Here is a 16,707-nt window from a genome sequence, read left to right on the forward strand (position 1 = left end):
GTTCCCTGTGCTGTGTTGAGCGTAGCAGCAGGATTGGATCCCGCTAGACTGTAGGAAGGTTCGCAGAAGCCGGTAGTGTCCAACAAAGGAAGCGGAACCCGCGAAACAGAGAGGCCGGCGAAAACTTGTACAAATTTCAAAGCGGCGTAGAACCTCATCAGATAATTGCCCTCAAATGGCCATGAACCCGACGAAACCACGGCTTTCTGATACCTTGCCCAGGCAGCATCCTGTGCCAAACGCACCTGGCCACCGCGCACGGCCACGACAGGAGAGTTTTCTTTGACCACCGCCCCGAACGCATTCGACCAGGCCGTCGAACGCTGCGCCCAGGAACCGATCCAGGTCCCGGGCAGCATCCAGCCCCAGGGCTTTCTGCTGGTGCTGGACGAACAGCACCTGCGCATCCTGCAGGCCAGTGAAAACGCCGAGCGCTGGCTCGGCGTACCGGCCCGCGAGTTGGTCGGCTGCACCCTGTCCAACCTGCTCGACCCCAGCCTGGACCTGCGTGGCAAGCTCGCGCACCTGCCCGAGGACGAAATCTTTCCCTTCCACATCGGCGACGTGAAACTGCGCCCTGGCGCCCCCTGCACCGACAGCCTGCGCCTTCTGGCGCACCGTCATGACCAGGTGCTGATCGCCGAGTTCGAGCCGTGCCGCGCCAACGCCGGCCTGGGCGAGCACGACGACTACTACCCACTGGTGCGCGCCTTCGTCAGCAGCCTGCACCAGGCCGCCAGCATCGACGAACTGCTGCAGCAGTCGGTGCTGCAAATCAAGCGCATCACGGGGTTCGGCCGGGTCAAGGCGTACCGCTTCGACCACGAGGGCAACGGCCAGGTCCTGGCCGAAGTCGCCGACCCGGGCTACCCGCGCTACCTGGGCCTGCACTTCCCCGCCTCGGATATCCCGCGCCAGGCCCGCGAGTTGTATCGCATCAACCGTATCCGCCTGATCGAGGACGCCAACTACCAGCCCTCGCCGCTGCTGCCGACGCTCAACCCGCGCACCGGCAAGCCGCTGGACATGAGCTTCGCCGCCTTGCGCAGCGTCTCGCCGGTGCACCTGCAGTACATGCGCAACATGGGTACCCTGGCCTCGATGTCGCTGTCGATCATGGTTGACGACCGCCTCTGGGGCTTGGTCTCTTGCCATCACGACAGCCCGCGCCCGGTTGACTTCCGCACCCGTACCGCCTGTGAACTGCTGGGCAGCGTGCTGTCGCTGCAGATCGAGGCCCATGAGTCGCACACCAGCACTCGCACCCTGCTCGACCTGCGCCAGCGCATCGTCCACATGCTCTCGGCCATGGCCGACCACGACAGCGTCAGCGCCGGCCTGCTGAGCCTGCCCGAGGTGCTGCTGGACTTCGCAGGGGCCACGGGTGCTGCGATCATCAACGCCGAGCGTTGCGAACTGATCGGTGTCACGCCGCCCGAGGCACAGGTCGGTGCCCTGGTGGCGTGGCTGGCACAGCGCGATAACGACCCGGTGTTCCACACCGACAACCTGGGCCGCGACATCCCTGGCTTGCCAGAACTGGCCGAACACGCGGGTGGCGTGCTGGCGGTGGCGATCTCGCAGATCCACTCGCACTACCTGCTGTGGTTCCGCCCCGAGCAGGTGCGCTCGGTGACCTGGGCCGGCCAGCCGACCAAGGATCTCGGCGCTCAGGGCCAACTCAGCCCACGGCACAGTTTCGACAGCTGGCAGGAAGACGTGCGTGGCTTTTGCGCCCCCTGGGACCCTCAGATCATCGACGGCGTGCTCGAATTGCGCAACGCGGTGCTCGGCATCGTGCTGCGCAAGGCCGAGGAACTGGCGCAGTTGAGCGATGAACTGCTGCGTTCGAACAAGGAGCTCGAGGCTTTCTCCTACAGCGTGTCCCACGACCTGCGCGCACCGTTGCGGCACATCGCCGGCTACAGCGAGCTGCTGGTCGAAATCGAGGGTGACGGGCTGTCCGAGCGCGGCCAGCGCTTCTTGCAACACATCGGCGAGGCCGCGGCATTCGCTGGCACCTTGGTGGACAACCTGCTGAACTTCTCGCAGATGGGCCGCGCCGCCCTGCGCTTGTCGGACGTCGACCTCAATGCGCTGGTCGAGACCATTCGCGCAGAACTGGCCCCCGACTACGCCGGCCGCGCCATCACCTGGCGCATCGCCCCACTGCCGAAGGTGCTCGCCGACCCGGCCTTCATCAACCTGGCGCTGCACAACCTGATCGCCAACGCCATCAAGTACACCCGCGGGCGCGACCCCGCGTGCATCGAGGTCGGCGCCGTGGAGCACGCCGAGTGCATCGAGATCTTCATCAAGGACAACGGCGTAGGCTTCGACATGGCCTACGCCGGCAAGCTGTTCGGCGTATTCCAACGCCTGCACCGCATGGAGGACTTCGAAGGCACCGGGATTGGCCTGGCCAGCGTGCGCCGCATCATCGAGCGCCACGATGGCCAAGTCTGGGCCGAGGGCGAAATCGATCAGGGCGCAACGTTCCACTTCGCCCTGCCCCGTCATCCATTGAACACCTGAGGTAAGCACACCCATCATGCTCAAGCCGATCCTGCTGGTCGAAGACAACCCCCGCGACCTGGAGCTGACCCTGCTGGCCCTGGAGCGCAGCCAGCTGGCCAACGAAGTCATCGTGCTGCGCGACGGCGCCGATGCGCTGGACTACCTGCTGCGGCGCAACGCCTATGCCGCGCGCGACGACGGCAACCCGGCGGTCCTGCTGCTGGACTTGAAGCTGCCCAAGGTCGATGGCCTGGAGGTGCTCAAGGAGGTGCGCGCCACCCCGGAGCTGCGCAGTATCCCCACGGTGATGCTGACCTCCTCGCGCGAGGAGCCGGACCTGCTGCGCGCCTATGAACTGGGGGTCAACGCCTACGTGGTCAAGCCTGTGGAGTTCAAGGAATTCGTCGCCGCCATCTCCGACCTGGGGGTGTTCTGGGCGGTGCTCAACGAGCCACCACCCGGCTCGCTGCGCCTGAACCGCCGCGGCAGCCACTGAAAGGCCACGCCGATGGAGCAGACTACCCTGAAACTGCTGATGGTCGAGGACAGCTCGATGGATGCCGAGCTGACCCTGTTGCGCTTGGAGCGCAGTGGGTTGCGCGTCAGCTCGCAACTGGTGTTCGACCACATCGGCGTGGAACACGCGTTGGCCGAAGGCCATTTCGACCTGATCCTCTGTGATTGCGTGCTGCCCGGTTCGTCCGGCACCGAGGTGCTGGCCATCGCCCAGCGCCTGGCCCCGGATGTGCCGTTCATCTTCCTCTCAGGTATCTACGGCGAGGAACATGCGGTGGAGATGATCCGCCTGGGCGCCACCGACTACGTGCTGAAGAAGAACCTGCCGCTGCTGCCCAAGGCCGTGCGCCGGGCGCTCACCGAAGTGCAGGAACGCCAGCGTCGGCGCCGCGCCGAGGAGGCGTTGGCCGATGTCGAGGCGCGCGCGCGCATCGCCATCGATGCCGCAGGCATGGGCACCTGGGACTTCCGCCCGGTGGACGGCCTGCTGCTCTGGGACGACCGCTGCAAGGCCTTGTTCGGCTTGCCAGTCGACACCGAGATGAGCCTCGAGGTGTTCTACGCCGGCATCTACCCCGATGACCTGCCGCAAGTGCGCGAAGCGGTCGAGCAGGCCATGAGCCCGGACAGCGACGGCCATTACCGCGTCGAGTTCCGCATCGCCCAGCCGGGTGGGCTGGAGCCACGCTGGCTGCTGTCTACCGGACAGACGCGCTTCCTCGATGGCCGCTGCACGCGTTTTTCCGGGGTGCTGCAGGACATCCACCAGCAACGCGAGGCCACCCAGGCACTGACGCGGCTCAACGCGATGCTCGGCGAGCGGGTCGAGCGCCGCACCCGCGAACGCGATCGCGCCTGGGAGCTGTCCCAGGACCTGCTGGCGGTGCTGAACAAAGACCTCACCCCAGTGGCGTTGAACCCGGCTTGGGAAGCGACCCTGGGCATCAGCCGCGAGCGTTTGAGCCAGACCTCGCTGCTGCACCTACTGCCCGAGGCCGAGCAGGAGGCGTTCATCGACGAGCTGGCCGCCCTCGCCCACGGCCGCACCAGTGCCCGTTTCGTGGGCCGCATCCAGCATGCCAGTGGGCTGCAACGCTGGCTGTCGTGGGTGGTGGTGCCGGAAGACACCCTGCTCTACGTGGTCGCCCGCGACATCACCGGCGAGCGTGAGTCGGCGGTGGGCCTGGCCGAAGCCAACGATCGCCTGCGCGAGCAGATCGCCGAGCGCGAACGCATCGAGGCTCGGCTGCAACAGATGCAGCGCCTGGAGGCGGTGGGCCAGCTCACCGCTGGCGTGGCCCACGACTTCAACAACCTGCTGACGGTGATTCTCACCGGCGCGAGCTTTCTCGAACGCGACCTGGACAAAGCCGACCTGGACAAGGCGCGGATGCGCCTCAAGCACATCCGCGAGGCCGGCGAGCGTGGCGCCAAGCTGACCTCGCAACTGCTGGCCTTCTCCCGGCGCCAACGCCTGGAGCCGGTGCCGTTGAACCTCAACCGCACCCTGGTCGGGCTCGAGGAGCTGTTGCGCCGCACCCTGGGGGGCAACATCTCGGTTCGCCTGGACCTGGACGAAGGCCTGTGGCAGGCACTGACCGACCCGACCCAGACCGAAATGATCATCCTCAACCTGGCGATCAACGCCCGCGACGCCATGCAGGCCGGCGGCCAGTTGACCCTGTCGACCCGCAACACCCGCGTCGACAACCCGCCGCTGCGCCCTGAAGACCCGGAGCCGGGCGAGTACGTGATGCTGTCGATCGGCGACACCGGCTGCGGCATGAGCCAGGACGTGGTGGCCAAGGTGTTCGAACCGTTCTTCACCACCAAGGACATCGGCAAGGGCTCGGGCCTGGGCCTGGCCCAGGTGTTCGGTTTCGCCAAGCAGTCCGGCGGCGGCGTGCGCATCGACAGCGTGCCGGGGCATGGCACCCAGGTCAGCGTTTACCTGCCGGCGGTCAAGCACGGCCTGGAGAGCGACCCGGCCAGCCCCCTGGCGCTGCCGCCCAATGCCGACCGCGGCCGCGACCGAACGGTGCTGCTGGTGGACGACGACCACCTGGTACGCGACATGATCGGCGATGTGCTGCGCCTGTACGGTTACCGGGTGCGCCAGGCGCACAGCGGCGAACAAGCCCTGGCGCTGCTCGACACCAGCATCGACCTGCTGCTCACAGACTTCGCCATGCCCGAGTTCAACGGCGCGCAATTGGCACAGGCGGCGCGCGAGCGCTTCCCGCACCTGCCGGTGGTATTCCTGACGGGGTATGCGGAGTTGCAGGGGCTGGAGCTGCCGGGCAGCCTGGTGATGCAAAAGCCGGTGCAGGCCGAGGAACTGACCCGGGCGTTGAACGAATTGCTGAGCGGCGTGGGGTAGTCTGCCCACGTTTTGCTGACGCTCAGAAACGCGAAAACACCAGGCTGCATGGCAGGCTGGAGTGATAGGCACTGGGAGAAAATGGCAGGGGCGGCTGGATTCGAACCAACGCATGGCAGGATCAAAACCTGCTGCCTTACCGCTTGGCGACGCCCCTGTGGAGGTTTCACTGACAGCTGCATTTGCCGCTGTGCTGGAATGGCCGGCACTTTAACAACTTTCTTTTCGGGTGGGAACCCCTTGCTTGAAAAAAATTGCCTGAAAACAGCAGGTTAGTGGTCCTGATGAATTTTGCCGGGGCGAGCCCGCTCCCGCAGGTTTCGAAATCCATGAGGGACCTGTGGGAGCGGGCTCGCCGCGATTGGACCGGAACAGACAACACGCAACCACTCGTCGCTTTTCATCCGCCCTGCCTCAACACATCACGATTTTTCCTTTCAAAACAGATACTCCGAAACCACGCATACCAAGGAGGGCGCCATGCCTGTTTCCCACGACCTCTACCAAGACCTTCACTACCCCCGTGAAATCGTCCAGCAGCGCCGCCAGCAGGACCCGGCCCTGGACCGCCTGCTCGACGAATACACCGACATCGACAACCAGATCCTCGCCGCCGAGTCGATCAGGGCCGGCATCAGCAACGATGACGACCTGCGCCGCCTCAAGGAGCGACGCTTGTCCATCAAGTACATGATCGAGCGCCAGCTCGAACGCAAGGGCTAGAGACTCATCGCATTTCGCGATGATTGCCCGGCACATTCCCGATTGGTCAAAATGCGCCCGCTCGCGCATGCTGCGCACTGCCCTTGCCCGTTAGGAGCCCGTCTTGTCCGCCTGGATCCCGTCCCCACTGCGCCAGCTCGGCCAGCGCCTGCGCGCGCCAACCGTCGGCGACCAAGACCTGCTGGCACGCTTCGAGGCCGCTGCGGGCCAGCGCGGCTACACCCTGAGCAAGGGCCAGCGCCGGGTGATCGCTTGCATGGCCGAGCAGCTCACGGCCCTGGAGCAGGGCCAAGCCCGCAGCCTGTACCTGCATGGGGCGGTGGGTCGGGGCAAGAGCTGGCTGCTCGACGGTTTCTTCCTGGCCGTGTCGACGACCGCCAAGCGACGCCTGCACTTCCACGATTTCTTCGCCCGTCTGCACCAGGGCATGCACCGCCATCGCGCGCTGGACGATGCCCTGGGCGCGACCCTGGACGAACTGCTGGGCGACTGCCGGGTACTGTGCTTCGATGAATTCCACGTGCACGACATCGGCGATGCGATGCTGCTGACGCGTCTGTTCACGGCCCTGTTCGGGCGCGGCGTCGTCCTGCTGGTGACCTCCAACTACGCACCCGAGGGCTTGCTGCCCAATCCGCTGTACCACGAGCGCTTCCTGCCGGTGATCCGCCTGATCAACAGCCGCATGCAGGTGTTGGAAGTGGGCGGCGACACCGACTTTCGCAGCCTGCCCGCCAATCGCGAGCACCAGCGTTTCACGCACGGCCACTACCTCTGGCCTGGAAGCGCCCCGCAGCGCCAGGCGCTGGACATACCGGCTGCGCAACCGGTGCTGCTGGAGGTCAACCGCCGGCCGTTGCGGGCGCTGCACAGCGCGCCAGGGCAAGTGATGTTCGCCTTCGCCGACCTGTGCGAGCAAGCCACCGCGGTGATCGACTACCTGGAACTTGCGAGGCGCTACGAACGCTGGATCATCGACGGGCTGGACGACCTGGCGGAGTGTTCGCTGGCGGCGCAGCAGCGCTTCGCCAACCTGGTGGACGTGCTGTACGACCAGGACAATGAACTGTTGGTGATCGCCACCCGGCCGCTGGAACAAAGCCTGGGCGGCGCACTGGCCGACCTGATGCGAACGCGCAGCCGGTTGGGGCAGCTGCGCCAGGTCGCACCTGAGAGCGGCGCGGCCTGAACCGGTCCAGGCATCACCCCGCCCTGGGCAGGTCCGCCAGCACCCCCTCGATCTCCGCCAACACCGCCGGATCATCCAACGTCGACGGCGGCAGGTAGTCCTGCCCATCGGCGATCTTGCGCAGCACCGCCCGCAGGATCTTGCCCGACCGCGTCTTCGGCAATCGCTTCACCAGCCGCACCCGATTGAAACAGGCCAAGGCGCCGATATGCTCGCGCACGCTGGCCACCAGCTCGCTCTGCAACTGCGCCTCGCCGATGTCCTCGCCGTCCTTGAGCACCACCAGCGCCAAAGGCACCTGCCCCTTGATCTCGTCGTGCACGCCGATCACCGCACACTCGGCCACCGCCGTGTGGCGCGCCACCAGGTCTTCCATCTCGCCGGTGGACAGCCGATGCCCGGACACGTTGATCACATCGTCCGTGCGACCCATGATGTAGACGAAACTGTCATCGTCCAGGTAGCCGCCATCACCGGTGTGATAGTAGCCAGGGTAGGTACGCAGGTACGCCTGCAGGTAGCGCTCGTGGTCACCCCACAGGGTCTGGCTGCACCCCGGCGGCAACGGCAGGGCAATGACGATCGCGCCCTGCTGGTTGGGGCCCAGCAGGTGGCCGTCGTCGTCCAGCACGCGCACATGGTAGCCGGGCACCGCGCGGTTGCTCGAACCGGGGCGCGCCGCACTGCCGGGCAGACCCACGCAGGGCGCGGTGACCGGCCAGCCGGTCTCGGTCTGCCACCAGTGATCGTGCACCGGTTTGCCGGTGACGCGCTCCAGCCACTCATGGGTGCTGGAGTCGAGCTTCTCGCCAGCGAGGAACAGCTGGCGCAGCGAACTCAGGTCGTGGCGGGCGATCAACTCGCCTTCCGGGTCTTCCTTACGGATCGCGCGCATCGCGGTCGGGGCGCAGAACAGGCCGTTGACCCGGTACTGCTCGACCACCCGCCAGTAGGCCGAAGCGTCCGGGGTGCGGATCGGCTTGCCTTCGTAGAACACCGTGGTGCAGCCGCTCATCAACGGGCCGTAGACGATCAGCGAATGACCGACCACCCAGCCCACGTCAGAGATGCCCCACCACACGTCACCGGCCTGCATGCCATAGATATGCCGCATGGCATAGCACAAGGCGACCGCATTACCGCCATTCTCGCGCACGATCCCCTTGGGTTTTCCGGTGGTGCCGGAGGTGTACATGATGTACAGCGGGTCGCTGGCCTCCAGGGTCACCGGCGCCACCGGCTCGACGCCCTGCATGGCCGCCTGCCAGTCCAGGTCGCGACCGGGTTGCAAGGTGGCGGTGGCCTGCGGGCGTTGCAGCACCAACACCTGTTTCGGCTGGTGCCGGGCCAGCGCCAGGGCACGGTCGACCAGCGGCTTGTATTCGATCACCCGGTCGAACTCCAGGCCACAGGAGGCGGTGAGCATCAGCGTTGGCCGGGCATCGTCGATGCGCGCCGCCAGCTCGACGGCGGCGAAGCCACCGAACACCACCGAGTGCACCGCGCCGATGCGCGCGCAGGCGAGCATGGCCATGGCCGCCTGGGGCACCATCGGCATGTAGATGATCACCCCATCGCCCTTGCTCACGCCCAGGCTGCGCAACAGCCCGGCCAGGCGCGCCACTTCGTCGCGCAATTGGTGGTAGGTGAAGCGCTGCTGGGTGCCGGTCACCGGCGAGTCGTAGATCAACGCCACCTGTTCGCCACGCCCCTGCGCTATCTGGTGGTCAAGGGCCAGGTGGCAGCTGTTCAGACGGCCATCGGCGAACCAGCGATGGGTGCCATCGGGGTTTTCCTGCAGGGTCAGGGAAGGCTTTCGCTGCCAGGCCAGGTGCTCGGCCTGCTCGGCCCAGAAAGCGGCGGGGTCTTCAATGGAGCGGGCGTAGCTGTGCTGATAGGTCATGTTGGTTGCAACCCGGTACTTGTTGTTATTGAAGGGCAACCTTGAGTATGGCTCTGCAAACGCGCCACGCCATGCGACTAAAGGCCTATCGGACCTGCAAATTTGCATGGTCGCAGGCCGCTTCGCCGATGCCGTTGCAACGGACGCTATCGCGGGGCACGCCCGCTCCTACAGAATGTGGGCATTTCTTCTCCAGCGAGCGCTCCATGGACATCGATCAAGCTCGTACCTTCCTGGAAATCGTGCGCTGCGGCAGCCTGGTCGCCGCCGCCGAGCGGCTGTTCGTGTCGCAGACGGCGATTACCGCGCGGGTGCAGCGCCTGGAACAGCAACTGGGCTGCCAGTTGTTCGTACGTAACCGCAGCGGCGCCAGCCTGACCCCAGATGGCGAGGCGTTCATCCCCTTCGCCAACCAGCTGGTGCAGACCTGGGAAGCGGCACGACGCGAACTGCCCCTGCCGCCGGGCACCCAGCAGGCACTGCACCTCGGTGGCGAGGTCAGCCTGGGCAACCCGCTGATGCTCGACTGGGCCAGCGCCCTGCACCGGGAGTTGCCAGTCCACGCGATCCGCAGCGAGGTAAGCGACGGTGGGTCGCTGCTGCGCAAGGTGGAGATGGGCCTGCTGGACGCCGCGCTGGTCTATCAGCCGACCTACGGCCCGGGGCTACAGGTCGAGCAGTTGATGGAGGAAAAACTCATCCGTGTGCGCCGCGTCGGCCGCCCTGAGCCGTACATCTACATCGACTGGGGCGAGGCTTTCCGTCGCCGCCATGACGCCGCCCTGCCCGACTGCGCACGTGCGACGCTGAGTTTCAACCTAGGGCCACTGGCCTTGCAGTTCATCCTCGACCAGGGGGGCAGCGGCTATTTCCGCACTCGGGTGGTGCAGGCGTACCTGGACAGCGGGGTGTTCGAGCGGGTGCCGCAGGCGCCGGAGTTCACCTACCCGACCTTTTTGGTGTACGCCCGCGAGCGTGACAGCGAGGCCCTGCAACAGGCCCTGGCGGTGCTGCGCAGGCAGATAGCCGACGGTGCCAGCGACTGGTCACAGCGCTGGGACCCGCTCGCCTGAACGCTGCGCCGCAGCCCTGAGCAAGTGGCGCTTGAGGCCCGCGATCAGGTCGGTCTGGGTGATCACGCCCACCAGGGTGTCGCCCTCGAGCACCGGCAAGCAATGCAGGCCATGGTCGCTCAACAATGGCAGCAGACGCTCCAACGGGTGCTCGCGGGGGACGCTGAGCACGTTGCGGGTCATCACCTGGCCCAGGCGCACCGGCTGACGCGCGAACAGCCCACGCCAGTTGAAACGGTCACGGGCCAGGGCCGGGCCGACCAGGTCGCTGAGGCTGACGATGCCCACGAGCTTGCCGCCTTCCAGCACCGGCAGGGTCTTCAGGTGGTGGCTGGCGAGTATCTTCCAGGCCTGCTCCAGGGTGGTGGACGGCGCCGCGCACTGCACGTCGCGGGCCATCACCGACGCTGCGGTGAGGCCGCCGAGGCTGCGCCGCAGGGCATGTTGCTCGGTGGCCAGGATGATGCGTTCAAGCTCGTCGCGGGTGACATCGACGAACTCGCCCAACTCTTCGAGGGCAAGGTCGAGGTCTTCGCCGCTGACACCGACCCGTTCGCCGGGCAGCGGGTCGTGGGTATGGTGCAGGTCCTTGCGCGGCATCGCGCCCTTGGGGTAATGCACGCCGGTCATGCGGTTGTAGAGCACCGCCACCGCCACCAGTATCAGGGCATTGAGCAGCACCGGTTCGAGCAGGTGGTCACCCAGCGCCACCAGCCCGGAATCGGCCAGCACCGCGCTCACCGCGACGCCACCGCCGGGCGGGTGCAGGCAGCGCAACAGGCACATCAGCAACAGGGAAACCCCCAACGCGGCAGCCGCGACCCACAGTTCAGCGCCCAGCCCCTGGCGTATGGCCAGGCCGACGATGCCCGACAGCAGGTAGCTGCCCAGCACCGGCCACGGCTGGGCCAAAGGGCCGGAGTGCACGGCGAATAGCAGCACCGCCGACGCGGCCAGAGGGCCCAGCAGGTGCAGGGCGATAGCGGGGCCATAGGCCAGGCTGCACAGCCAACCGGCGAGCAGCAGGCCCAGCAGCGCGCCGACACTGGCGCGCAGCCATTCCCGGGGAGGGGTGTTGAGCGGCGCCGGGAGCAGGCGCTGCCAACGGGATTGAGGACGCGAGGCAGGCATCGGGTTAGCGTGTTCTTGGTCTGGAAAAGAAAGCCCAGCCGAACCGGCCTGGGCTTGAAAGCTCCCTACAAGGAGACGATGGAAACTGGGAAGTTTCGTGGCGTGGATTGTGCTGCACGCACCGTTTTGGGGCAAATTCAAAAAAATGCGCCTGAAGTGCAGTTTTTTTGCTGGATCAAGGGTGCAGCCATTTTTCCGACCCTCTCGCGGGCCGTGCGCTTCAGCGCACCTTGCGTGGCAACTCGATACTTACCCGCAACCCGCCCAACGGGCTTTCCAGCAATGCGATGCGCCCATCCCAGGCCTCGACGATATCGCGCACGATCCCCAAGCCCAGGCCATGCCCATCAACCTGCTCATCCAGGCGCGAGCCGCGCTCCAACACTTGCTGCCGGGCCGCCTCGGGGATCCCCGGGCCGTCGTCGTCCACCCACAACCGATAACCCTCGGCGCCCAGCGCGATACCCAGGCGCACTTCGCTGTCGGCCCACTTGCAGGCGTTATCCAACAGGTTGCCGAGCAGCTCCAGCAGGTCCTCGCGGTCCCACGGCAGCAGCAGCCCAGGCGGCACTTCGCGTTCGAGCGACAAACCCTCGCCATGGATCATCCCCAAGGTGGACAGCAGCCCTGGCAACTCGGCGTCGCAGTCGAACTGCGCGCCGGGCAGCGCGTCGCCGGCCAAGCGGGCACGGTTGAGCTCGCGGGCCAGGCGCTGCTGGATCTGCTCCAACTGCTCGCGCATCTGCGCACGCACCTCGGGCAGGTCGCGCAGGCGCTCGCTGGCGGCGAGGCTAAGCAGCACCGCCAACGGCGTCTTCAGGGCATGGCCAAGGTTGCCCAGGGCATTGCGTGAACGGCGCAGGCTGTCTTCGGTATGGGCCAGCAGGTGGTTGATCTGGTCCACCAGCGGTTGCAGCTCGCTGGGGACTTCAGCGTCCAGCTGCGAGCGCTGGCCCTGTTGCAACTGGGCGATCTGCTGGCGCGCGCGCTCGAGCGGGCGCAGCGAGCGGGTCACGGTGATGCGCTGCAGCACCAGCACCAGCACCAGCGCCACCACCCCCATGCCCAGGCCGATCTGCTGCAAGCGACGAAAGCCCTCGCGCACCGGGGAATAGTCCTGGGCCACGCTGATCGAAATGTCCTGGCCCAGACGCCGGTAGTCGGCGCGATAAGCCAGCAATTGCTGGCCCTCCGGCCCCAGCTCATGGCCATCCTCCAGGCCTGGGCGCGCCAGTTTCGGCATGTCCAGGTCCCACAACGAGCGGGAGCGCCAGGTACCCTGGTCGAAGTCGATACGGAAGTAGTAACCGGAGAACGGTCGCTGGTAGGCCGCCGACACACGCCGCTCATCCAACTGCAACCCCGTCGGCCCACGCACCAGCGCCACCAGCAGGTTCTCGCTCTCCTTGCGCAGGCCCGCCTCCAGGTAGCGCTGCAGCCCAACCTCGAACAGAAACAGGGTCAGTTGCGCCAAGGCCAGGCCGACCACCACCAGCACCGCCACCAGACCGAGGCTCAGGCGCGCCTGAATCGACTTCACGCGGTGCTCCCGGCGTAGACATAGCCTTGGCCACGGCGGGTCTCGATGACGCTGCGCCCGAGTTTGCGGCGCAGGTGATTGACGTGCACTTCGAGCACGTTGGAATCGCGCTCGGTCTCACCGTCATAGAGGTGCTCGGCCAAGTGGCTCTTGGACAGCACCTGTTGCGGGTGCAGCATGAAATAGCGCAACAAGCGGAACTCGGCGGCCGTCAGCTGGATGTCGACGCCGTCGCGTATCACGCACTGGCGTCCTTCATCCAGGTGCAGGCCGGCGGCCTCCAAGCGGGGTTGATTGGCTAGTCCACGGGCACGGCGCAGCAACGACTGGACACGCAGTTGCAGTTCCTCGGGGTGAAAAGGCTTGGTCAAGTAGTCATCAGCCCCGGCCTTCAGCCCTTCGATGCGCTCGGCCCAGGAGCTGCGCGCGGTCAGGATCAGTACCGGGATGGCCAGGTTGGCCGCGCGCCACTGGGCCAACACCTCCAGCCCCGGCAGGCCGGGCAGGCCAAGGTCGAGGATGATCAGGTCGTAAGGTTCGCTCTGGCCCTGGTACACGGCGTCGCGACCATCGGCCAGCCAGTCCACGGCATAACCCTGGCGCTGCAAGCCGGCAGTCAGTTCATCGGCCAGTGGGACATTGTCCTCGACAAGCAGCAGGCGCATTCAGTCGTCTTCCTCGTCTTTGAGCAGGACCCCGGTACGGGCATCGAGCTTGATCTCGCGAACCACCCCGGCAGGGGTCAAGAGCTCGACTTCATACTCATAGCGGTCGTGCTTTTCCTCGAGTTCGGCCTCCAGCAGACGCGCCCCGGGGTAACGTCCCAGGGCGGTTTCGAGCAGGTGCTCGAGCGGCAGGATGATGCCTTGCTGGCGCAGTTCCAGGGCCTCGTCCTGATCCAGGTCGCGGGCCAGCGCCAGCGAACAGACGGTCATCAGGGCAAGCGCCAGCCAGCGCGCCGCTCGGGGGATGGTGGTCATCAGCGGTCCTGTTCGTCCTTCAGGACTTCACCGGTCTTGGCGTCCAGGTCGACGTCCCACTCGACGTTCTGGGCATCGCGCAGCTCGACCTTGTAGATGTAGCGGCCGTACTCGTTCTCCAGTTCGGAGTCGGTGACGGTGGCGCCTGGGTGCCTGGCCACGGCGGCGGCCTTGAGCTCGTCCAGCGATTTGATGGTCTTGGCGTTGACCAGCTTGACCACTTCGTCCGGCTGGACGTCTTTGGCCAGGGCGACATTGGCGCCGAAGGCCAGGGCAGCGGCGGTGAACAGTGCGGTCAGGGTTTTCATGGGGTCTCTCCATCGAGATGTACAAGTTGTCTACGGGGTTAAGATTAACCACCGGTCCTTAACTCAACCTGAAAACAGCTGGCGGGATGATAGCGCACCCGGGCGCAGCGCCGTACAGCAGGTGCGGGCTCGCCTGGCGATTGGCCCCTATAATGCCCGCTCTGCCTCGAAGAGGTCGCCATGAGCGCCATCCACATCAAATACCCCGCACTGACCTTCAAGGCCGGCCACCGCGCCCTGGCGCGGATACGCGAACGCGGTCTGCAGGCCGCCGACGTCGGTGTGCTTCCCGGCGCCGCCGGCGGCCCCAAACCGCTGGGCATCCAAGGCCTGGACCTGGCCCTGTTCGGCCAGTGGCTGCCGTCGGCGCCACGCCAGCGCGCGCTGATCGGCGCCTCGATCGGTTCCTGGCACTTCGCCGCCGCGTGCCTGGACGACCCGGTCGCGGGCCTGCGCCGCCTGGGCGAGCTGTACACCGAGCAGGACTTCGCCAAGGGCGTGACCCAGGCTGAAGTGAGCCACAGCTGTCAACGCATGCTCGACGACCTGCTCCAGGGCCGCGACGGGCAGATCCTCACCAACGCGCACTACCGCCTGAACATTCTCGTGGTCAAGAGCCACGGCCAGCTTGCCCACGACCAGCGCGGCCGCCTGGGCATTGGCCTGTCGTCGGTGATCGCCAGCAACCTGCTGGGCCGCCCACGCCTGGCCCGGCACTTCGAGCGCATCATCCTGCACGACGCGCGCGCCACCCCGCCGTTGCAAGCGCTGACCGACTTCCCCTCGCGCTGCCTGCCCCTGGACCTGGCCAACCTGCGCCAGGCCCTGCTCGCCTCGGGTTCGATCCCCATGGTGATGAATGGCGTGCGCGACATCCCCGGCGTCGGCCAAGGCACCTACCGCGACGGCGGCCTGCTGGACTACCACCTGGACCTGCCGTACCAAGGCGACGACCTGGTGCTCTACCCGCACTTCACTGGCAAGGTGGTGCCTGGGTGGTTCGACAAGGCCTTGCCCTGGCGCCGCGGCGACGCCACACGCCTGCGCAACGTGCTGTTGATGACCCCCTCGCCGCAGTACCTGGCCGCCCTGCCCTACGGCAAGCTGCCGGACCGCAACGACTTCAAGCGCTTCATGGGGGATGCGCCGGGTCGCAAGCGCTACTGGTACCAGGCCATCGCCGAAAGCCAGCGGCTGGGTGACGAACTGCTGGAATTGATCGCCACCGGGCGGTTGCACGATCGGCTGCAAGCCTTGTAACGGGCTTGCTGGTAGACTGCGCACCAGTAATGATTCCTACAGAGCTATCCGCGTGGAAATTTTCAAAGAGTTCACCTTCGAGTCCGCCCACCGCCTGCCCAACGTACCAGCCGGACACAAATGTGGCCGCTTGCACGGCCACTCGTTCAAGGTCGCCCTGCACCTGACCGGCCCGCTCGACCCACATACCGGCTGGATTCGCGACTTCGCCGAGGTCAAGGCGATCTTCAAGCCGATCTACGAGCGCCTCGACCATAACTACCTGAACGACATCCCCGGCCTGGAAAACCCCACCAGCGAAGTCATTGCCAAGTGGATCTGGGAGCAGGTCAAGCCGCTGCTACCGGAGCTTTCCAAAGTACGTATCCATGAAACCTGCACCAGTGGCTGTGAATACACCGGGGACTGACCGGCAGGCGTTTCAGGGTTGCGGTTTGGGGTGCGGCGGTACGCAGGGATTGCTAACGACCAATGTGAAAGCGCCCCGCTTACCGACCTTGTCGTTGAGATAGGCCACATGCTCCGTCCGCCGCCTGACTACATACCCGTGCGGGCTATAAAGCGTCAGGTTCGAGAACACGTCGTGTTCTTGTAGAGCCGAGGGGTTCAGGTCAGGAATATGCCATAGAGGCGTGCGACGGTCGCACGTCAGGGTATATAGCGGGGTCGCTATACGGAAAGGTGGAGAGATGGGCAACTCGACCGAGACGCCCTGAGGGTTCCTTAGCACGACCCTGGCTTTCTCGTTCACACACACGCCTGCCGGAGAAAGGGCGGTATAGAAGCCCAGGTAACCGTTGCGGCTGACGTCCAGCCAATAGTCAAGGTTCGGCCAGGCATGCACGTTCCGAGCGTCATAAGCTGGCCGGATCTCGTACACGTAGCCGTCAGCGTGGCGGTAGACCCCGAACCAGAAGCTGTCGGTCACGTAACGTCGACGCACGCCCTTGCCGACCACCTCGTCGGCCAGAAACGACAGGATCGCCTCATCGCCGTAATCCTTGCTGGTGATCAACCAGCCATCATCACCATTCCAGTCGTTGAATTCGACCCAGAACGGTCGGAACAGGTCGCTGGTCTGGTCCCATTGCCCAGGTGCAACGGGACGGTCATGCAGTTGCCAGTGGCAACGGGCGATAAAGCTCATTTCGGGCTGGAATTCAAGCGTGGTCATCAGGGTGCTCCTT

General features: G+C 65.9%; 15 protein-coding genes and 1 tRNA gene. 8 read left to right on the forward strand and 8 right to left on the reverse strand.

The window, feature by feature from the left end; all coding sequences use genetic code 11:
* The first annotated feature begins 282 nt into the window (after positions 1–282).
* Genes P0Y43_RS09420 through P0Y43_RS09430 form a run of 3 tightly spaced genes read left to right on the forward strand, consistent with a single transcriptional unit; the run spans position 283 to position 5,413 of the window.
* Positions 283–2,535 carry an ATP-binding protein gene (locus P0Y43_RS09420; RefSeq protein WP_275637025.1) on the forward strand — a complete coding sequence of 751 codons (2,253 nt, stop codon included), beginning with the start codon at positions 283–285 and terminating at the stop codon, positions 2,533–2,535.
* Positions 2,536–2,551: 16 nt separating this feature from the next.
* Entirely contained in the window at positions 2,552–3,013 is a 462-nt protein-coding gene (locus P0Y43_RS09425) for a response regulator (protein ID WP_275637026.1), read from the forward strand.
* Between the two features lie 12 nt (positions 3,014–3,025).
* Complete coding sequence (locus P0Y43_RS09430) at positions 3,026–5,413, forward strand: hybrid sensor histidine kinase/response regulator (protein ID WP_275637027.1); 2,388 nt, start codon at positions 3,026–3,028, stop codon at positions 5,411–5,413.
* Between the two features lie 82 nt (positions 5,414–5,495).
* Here the strand turns inward: P0Y43_RS09430 and P0Y43_RS09435 are convergent.
* A tRNA-Gln gene (locus tag P0Y43_RS09435) sits at positions 5,496–5,570 on the reverse strand.
* 323 nt (positions 5,571–5,893) lie between these two features.
* Between P0Y43_RS09435 and P0Y43_RS09440 the strand changes: the two genes are divergently transcribed.
* The gene (locus P0Y43_RS09440) at positions 5,894–6,136 is read left to right on the forward strand and encodes a DUF465 domain-containing protein (protein WP_275637028.1); all 243 of its coding nucleotides are present in this window, start codon (positions 5,894–5,896) and stop codon (positions 6,134–6,136) included.
* Between the two features lie 103 nt (positions 6,137–6,239).
* On the forward strand, positions 6,240–7,325 hold the full coding sequence (zapE, locus tag P0Y43_RS09445; RefSeq protein WP_275637029.1) for a cell division protein ZapE: 1,086 nt from the start codon (positions 6,240–6,242) through the stop codon (positions 7,323–7,325).
* Positions 7,326–7,338: 13 nt separating this feature from the next.
* On the opposite strand, the gene P0Y43_RS09450 is transcribed toward zapE, so the two are convergent.
* Positions 7,339–9,228, reverse strand: a complete 1,890-nt coding sequence (locus P0Y43_RS09450) for a propionyl-CoA synthetase (RefSeq protein WP_275637030.1) — start codon at positions 9,226–9,228, stop codon at positions 7,339–7,341.
* A gap of 206 nt (positions 9,229–9,434) precedes the next feature.
* Here P0Y43_RS09450 and P0Y43_RS09455 point away from each other — a divergent pair, with 206 nt between their 5' ends.
* On the forward strand, positions 9,435–10,301 hold the full coding sequence (locus tag P0Y43_RS09455; protein ID WP_275637031.1) for a LysR family transcriptional regulator: 867 nt from the start codon (positions 9,435–9,437) through the stop codon (positions 10,299–10,301).
* Here P0Y43_RS09455 and P0Y43_RS09460 read toward each other — a convergent pair.
* The 5 genes from P0Y43_RS09460 to P0Y43_RS09480 all read right to left on the reverse strand — a co-directional run bounded on the left by P0Y43_RS09460 (position 10,275) and on the right by P0Y43_RS09480 (position 14,260).
* Positions 10,275–11,432, reverse strand: coding sequence for an HPP family protein (locus P0Y43_RS09460; RefSeq protein ID WP_275637032.1), 1,158 nt, complete (start codon positions 11,430–11,432; stop codon positions 10,275–10,277). The two genes, P0Y43_RS09455 and P0Y43_RS09460, sit on opposite strands and share 27 nt — an antisense overlap.
* Positions 11,433–11,652: 220 nt before the next feature.
* Positions 11,653–12,972, reverse strand: coding sequence for a sensor histidine kinase (locus tag P0Y43_RS09465; RefSeq protein WP_275637033.1), 1,320 nt, complete (start codon positions 12,970–12,972; stop codon positions 11,653–11,655).
* Positions 12,969–13,637: a response regulator transcription factor gene (locus P0Y43_RS09470; protein ID WP_275637034.1), complete on the reverse strand. Its 669-nt coding sequence runs from the start codon at positions 13,635–13,637 to the stop codon at positions 12,969–12,971. Before P0Y43_RS09470 ends, P0Y43_RS09465 begins: the two co-directional genes overlap by 4 nt.
* On the reverse strand, positions 13,638–13,952 hold the full coding sequence (locus P0Y43_RS09475; RefSeq protein WP_275637035.1) for a PepSY domain-containing protein: 315 nt from the start codon (positions 13,950–13,952) through the stop codon (positions 13,638–13,640).
* A complete protein-coding gene (locus tag P0Y43_RS09480; protein WP_275637036.1) occupies positions 13,952–14,260 on the reverse strand; it encodes a PepSY domain-containing protein in 309 nt (102 codons plus the stop codon). The genes P0Y43_RS09475 and P0Y43_RS09480 overlap by 1 nt, the downstream gene beginning before the upstream one ends.
* Before the next feature lie 180 nt (positions 14,261–14,440).
* Here P0Y43_RS09480 and P0Y43_RS09485 point away from each other — a divergent pair, with 180 nt between their 5' ends.
* Complete coding sequence (locus P0Y43_RS09485) at positions 14,441–15,520, forward strand: patatin-like phospholipase family protein (protein ID WP_275637037.1); 1,080 nt, start codon at positions 14,441–14,443, stop codon at positions 15,518–15,520.
* Between the two features lie 52 nt (positions 15,521–15,572).
* Positions 15,573–15,929, forward strand: coding sequence for a 6-carboxytetrahydropterin synthase QueD (gene queD / locus P0Y43_RS09490; RefSeq protein WP_039576684.1), 357 nt, complete (start codon positions 15,573–15,575; stop codon positions 15,927–15,929).
* A 12-nt stretch (positions 15,930–15,941) separates the two neighbouring features.
* Here the strand turns inward: queD and P0Y43_RS09495 are convergent, their stop codons facing one another.
* A complete protein-coding gene (locus P0Y43_RS09495; RefSeq protein ID WP_275637038.1) occupies positions 15,942–16,694 on the reverse strand; it encodes a hypothetical protein in 753 nt (250 codons plus the stop codon).
* Positions 16,695–16,707 lie beyond the last annotated feature (13 nt).

Origin of the sequence: Pseudomonas entomophila (assembly GCF_029193575.1) — a bacterium.
Lineage (GTDB): Bacteria > Pseudomonadota > Gammaproteobacteria > Pseudomonadales > Pseudomonadaceae > Aquipseudomonas > Aquipseudomonas entomophila_G.

Bases quoted from the DNA above. Each gene is read 5' to 3' on its own strand.
- P0Y43_RS09425 (WP_275637026.1), top strand. From the start codon at position 2,552: ATGCTCAAGCCGATCCTGCTGGTCGAAGACAACCCCCGCGACCTGGAG.
- P0Y43_RS09430 (WP_275637027.1), top strand. From the start codon at position 3,026: ATGGAGCAGACTACCCTGAAACTGCTGATGGTCGAGGACAGCTCGATG.
- P0Y43_RS09440 (WP_275637028.1), top strand. From the start codon at position 5,894: ATGCCTGTTTCCCACGACCTCTACCAAGACCTTCACTACCCCCGTGAA.
- P0Y43_RS09450 (WP_275637030.1), bottom strand. From the start codon at position 9,228: ATGACCTATCAGCACAGCTACGCCCGCTCCATTGAAGACCCCGCCGCT.
- P0Y43_RS09455 (WP_275637031.1), top strand. From the start codon at position 9,435: ATGGACATCGATCAAGCTCGTACCTTCCTGGAAATCGTGCGCTGCGGC.
- P0Y43_RS09460 (WP_275637032.1), bottom strand. From the start codon at position 11,432: ATGCCTGCCTCGCGTCCTCAATCCCGTTGGCAGCGCCTGCTCCCGGCG.
- P0Y43_RS09470 (WP_275637034.1), bottom strand. From the start codon at position 13,637: ATGCGCCTGCTGCTTGTCGAGGACAATGTCCCACTGGCCGATGAACTG.
- P0Y43_RS09475 (WP_275637035.1), bottom strand. From the start codon at position 13,952: ATGACCACCATCCCCCGAGCGGCGCGCTGGCTGGCGCTTGCCCTGATG.
- P0Y43_RS09480 (WP_275637036.1), bottom strand. From the start codon at position 14,260: ATGAAAACCCTGACCGCACTGTTCACCGCCGCTGCCCTGGCCTTCGGC.
- P0Y43_RS09485 (WP_275637037.1), top strand. From the start codon at position 14,441: ATGAGCGCCATCCACATCAAATACCCCGCACTGACCTTCAAGGCCGGC.
- P0Y43_RS09495 (WP_275637038.1), bottom strand. From the start codon at position 16,694: ATGACCACGCTTGAATTCCAGCCCGAAATGAGCTTTATCGCCCGTTGC.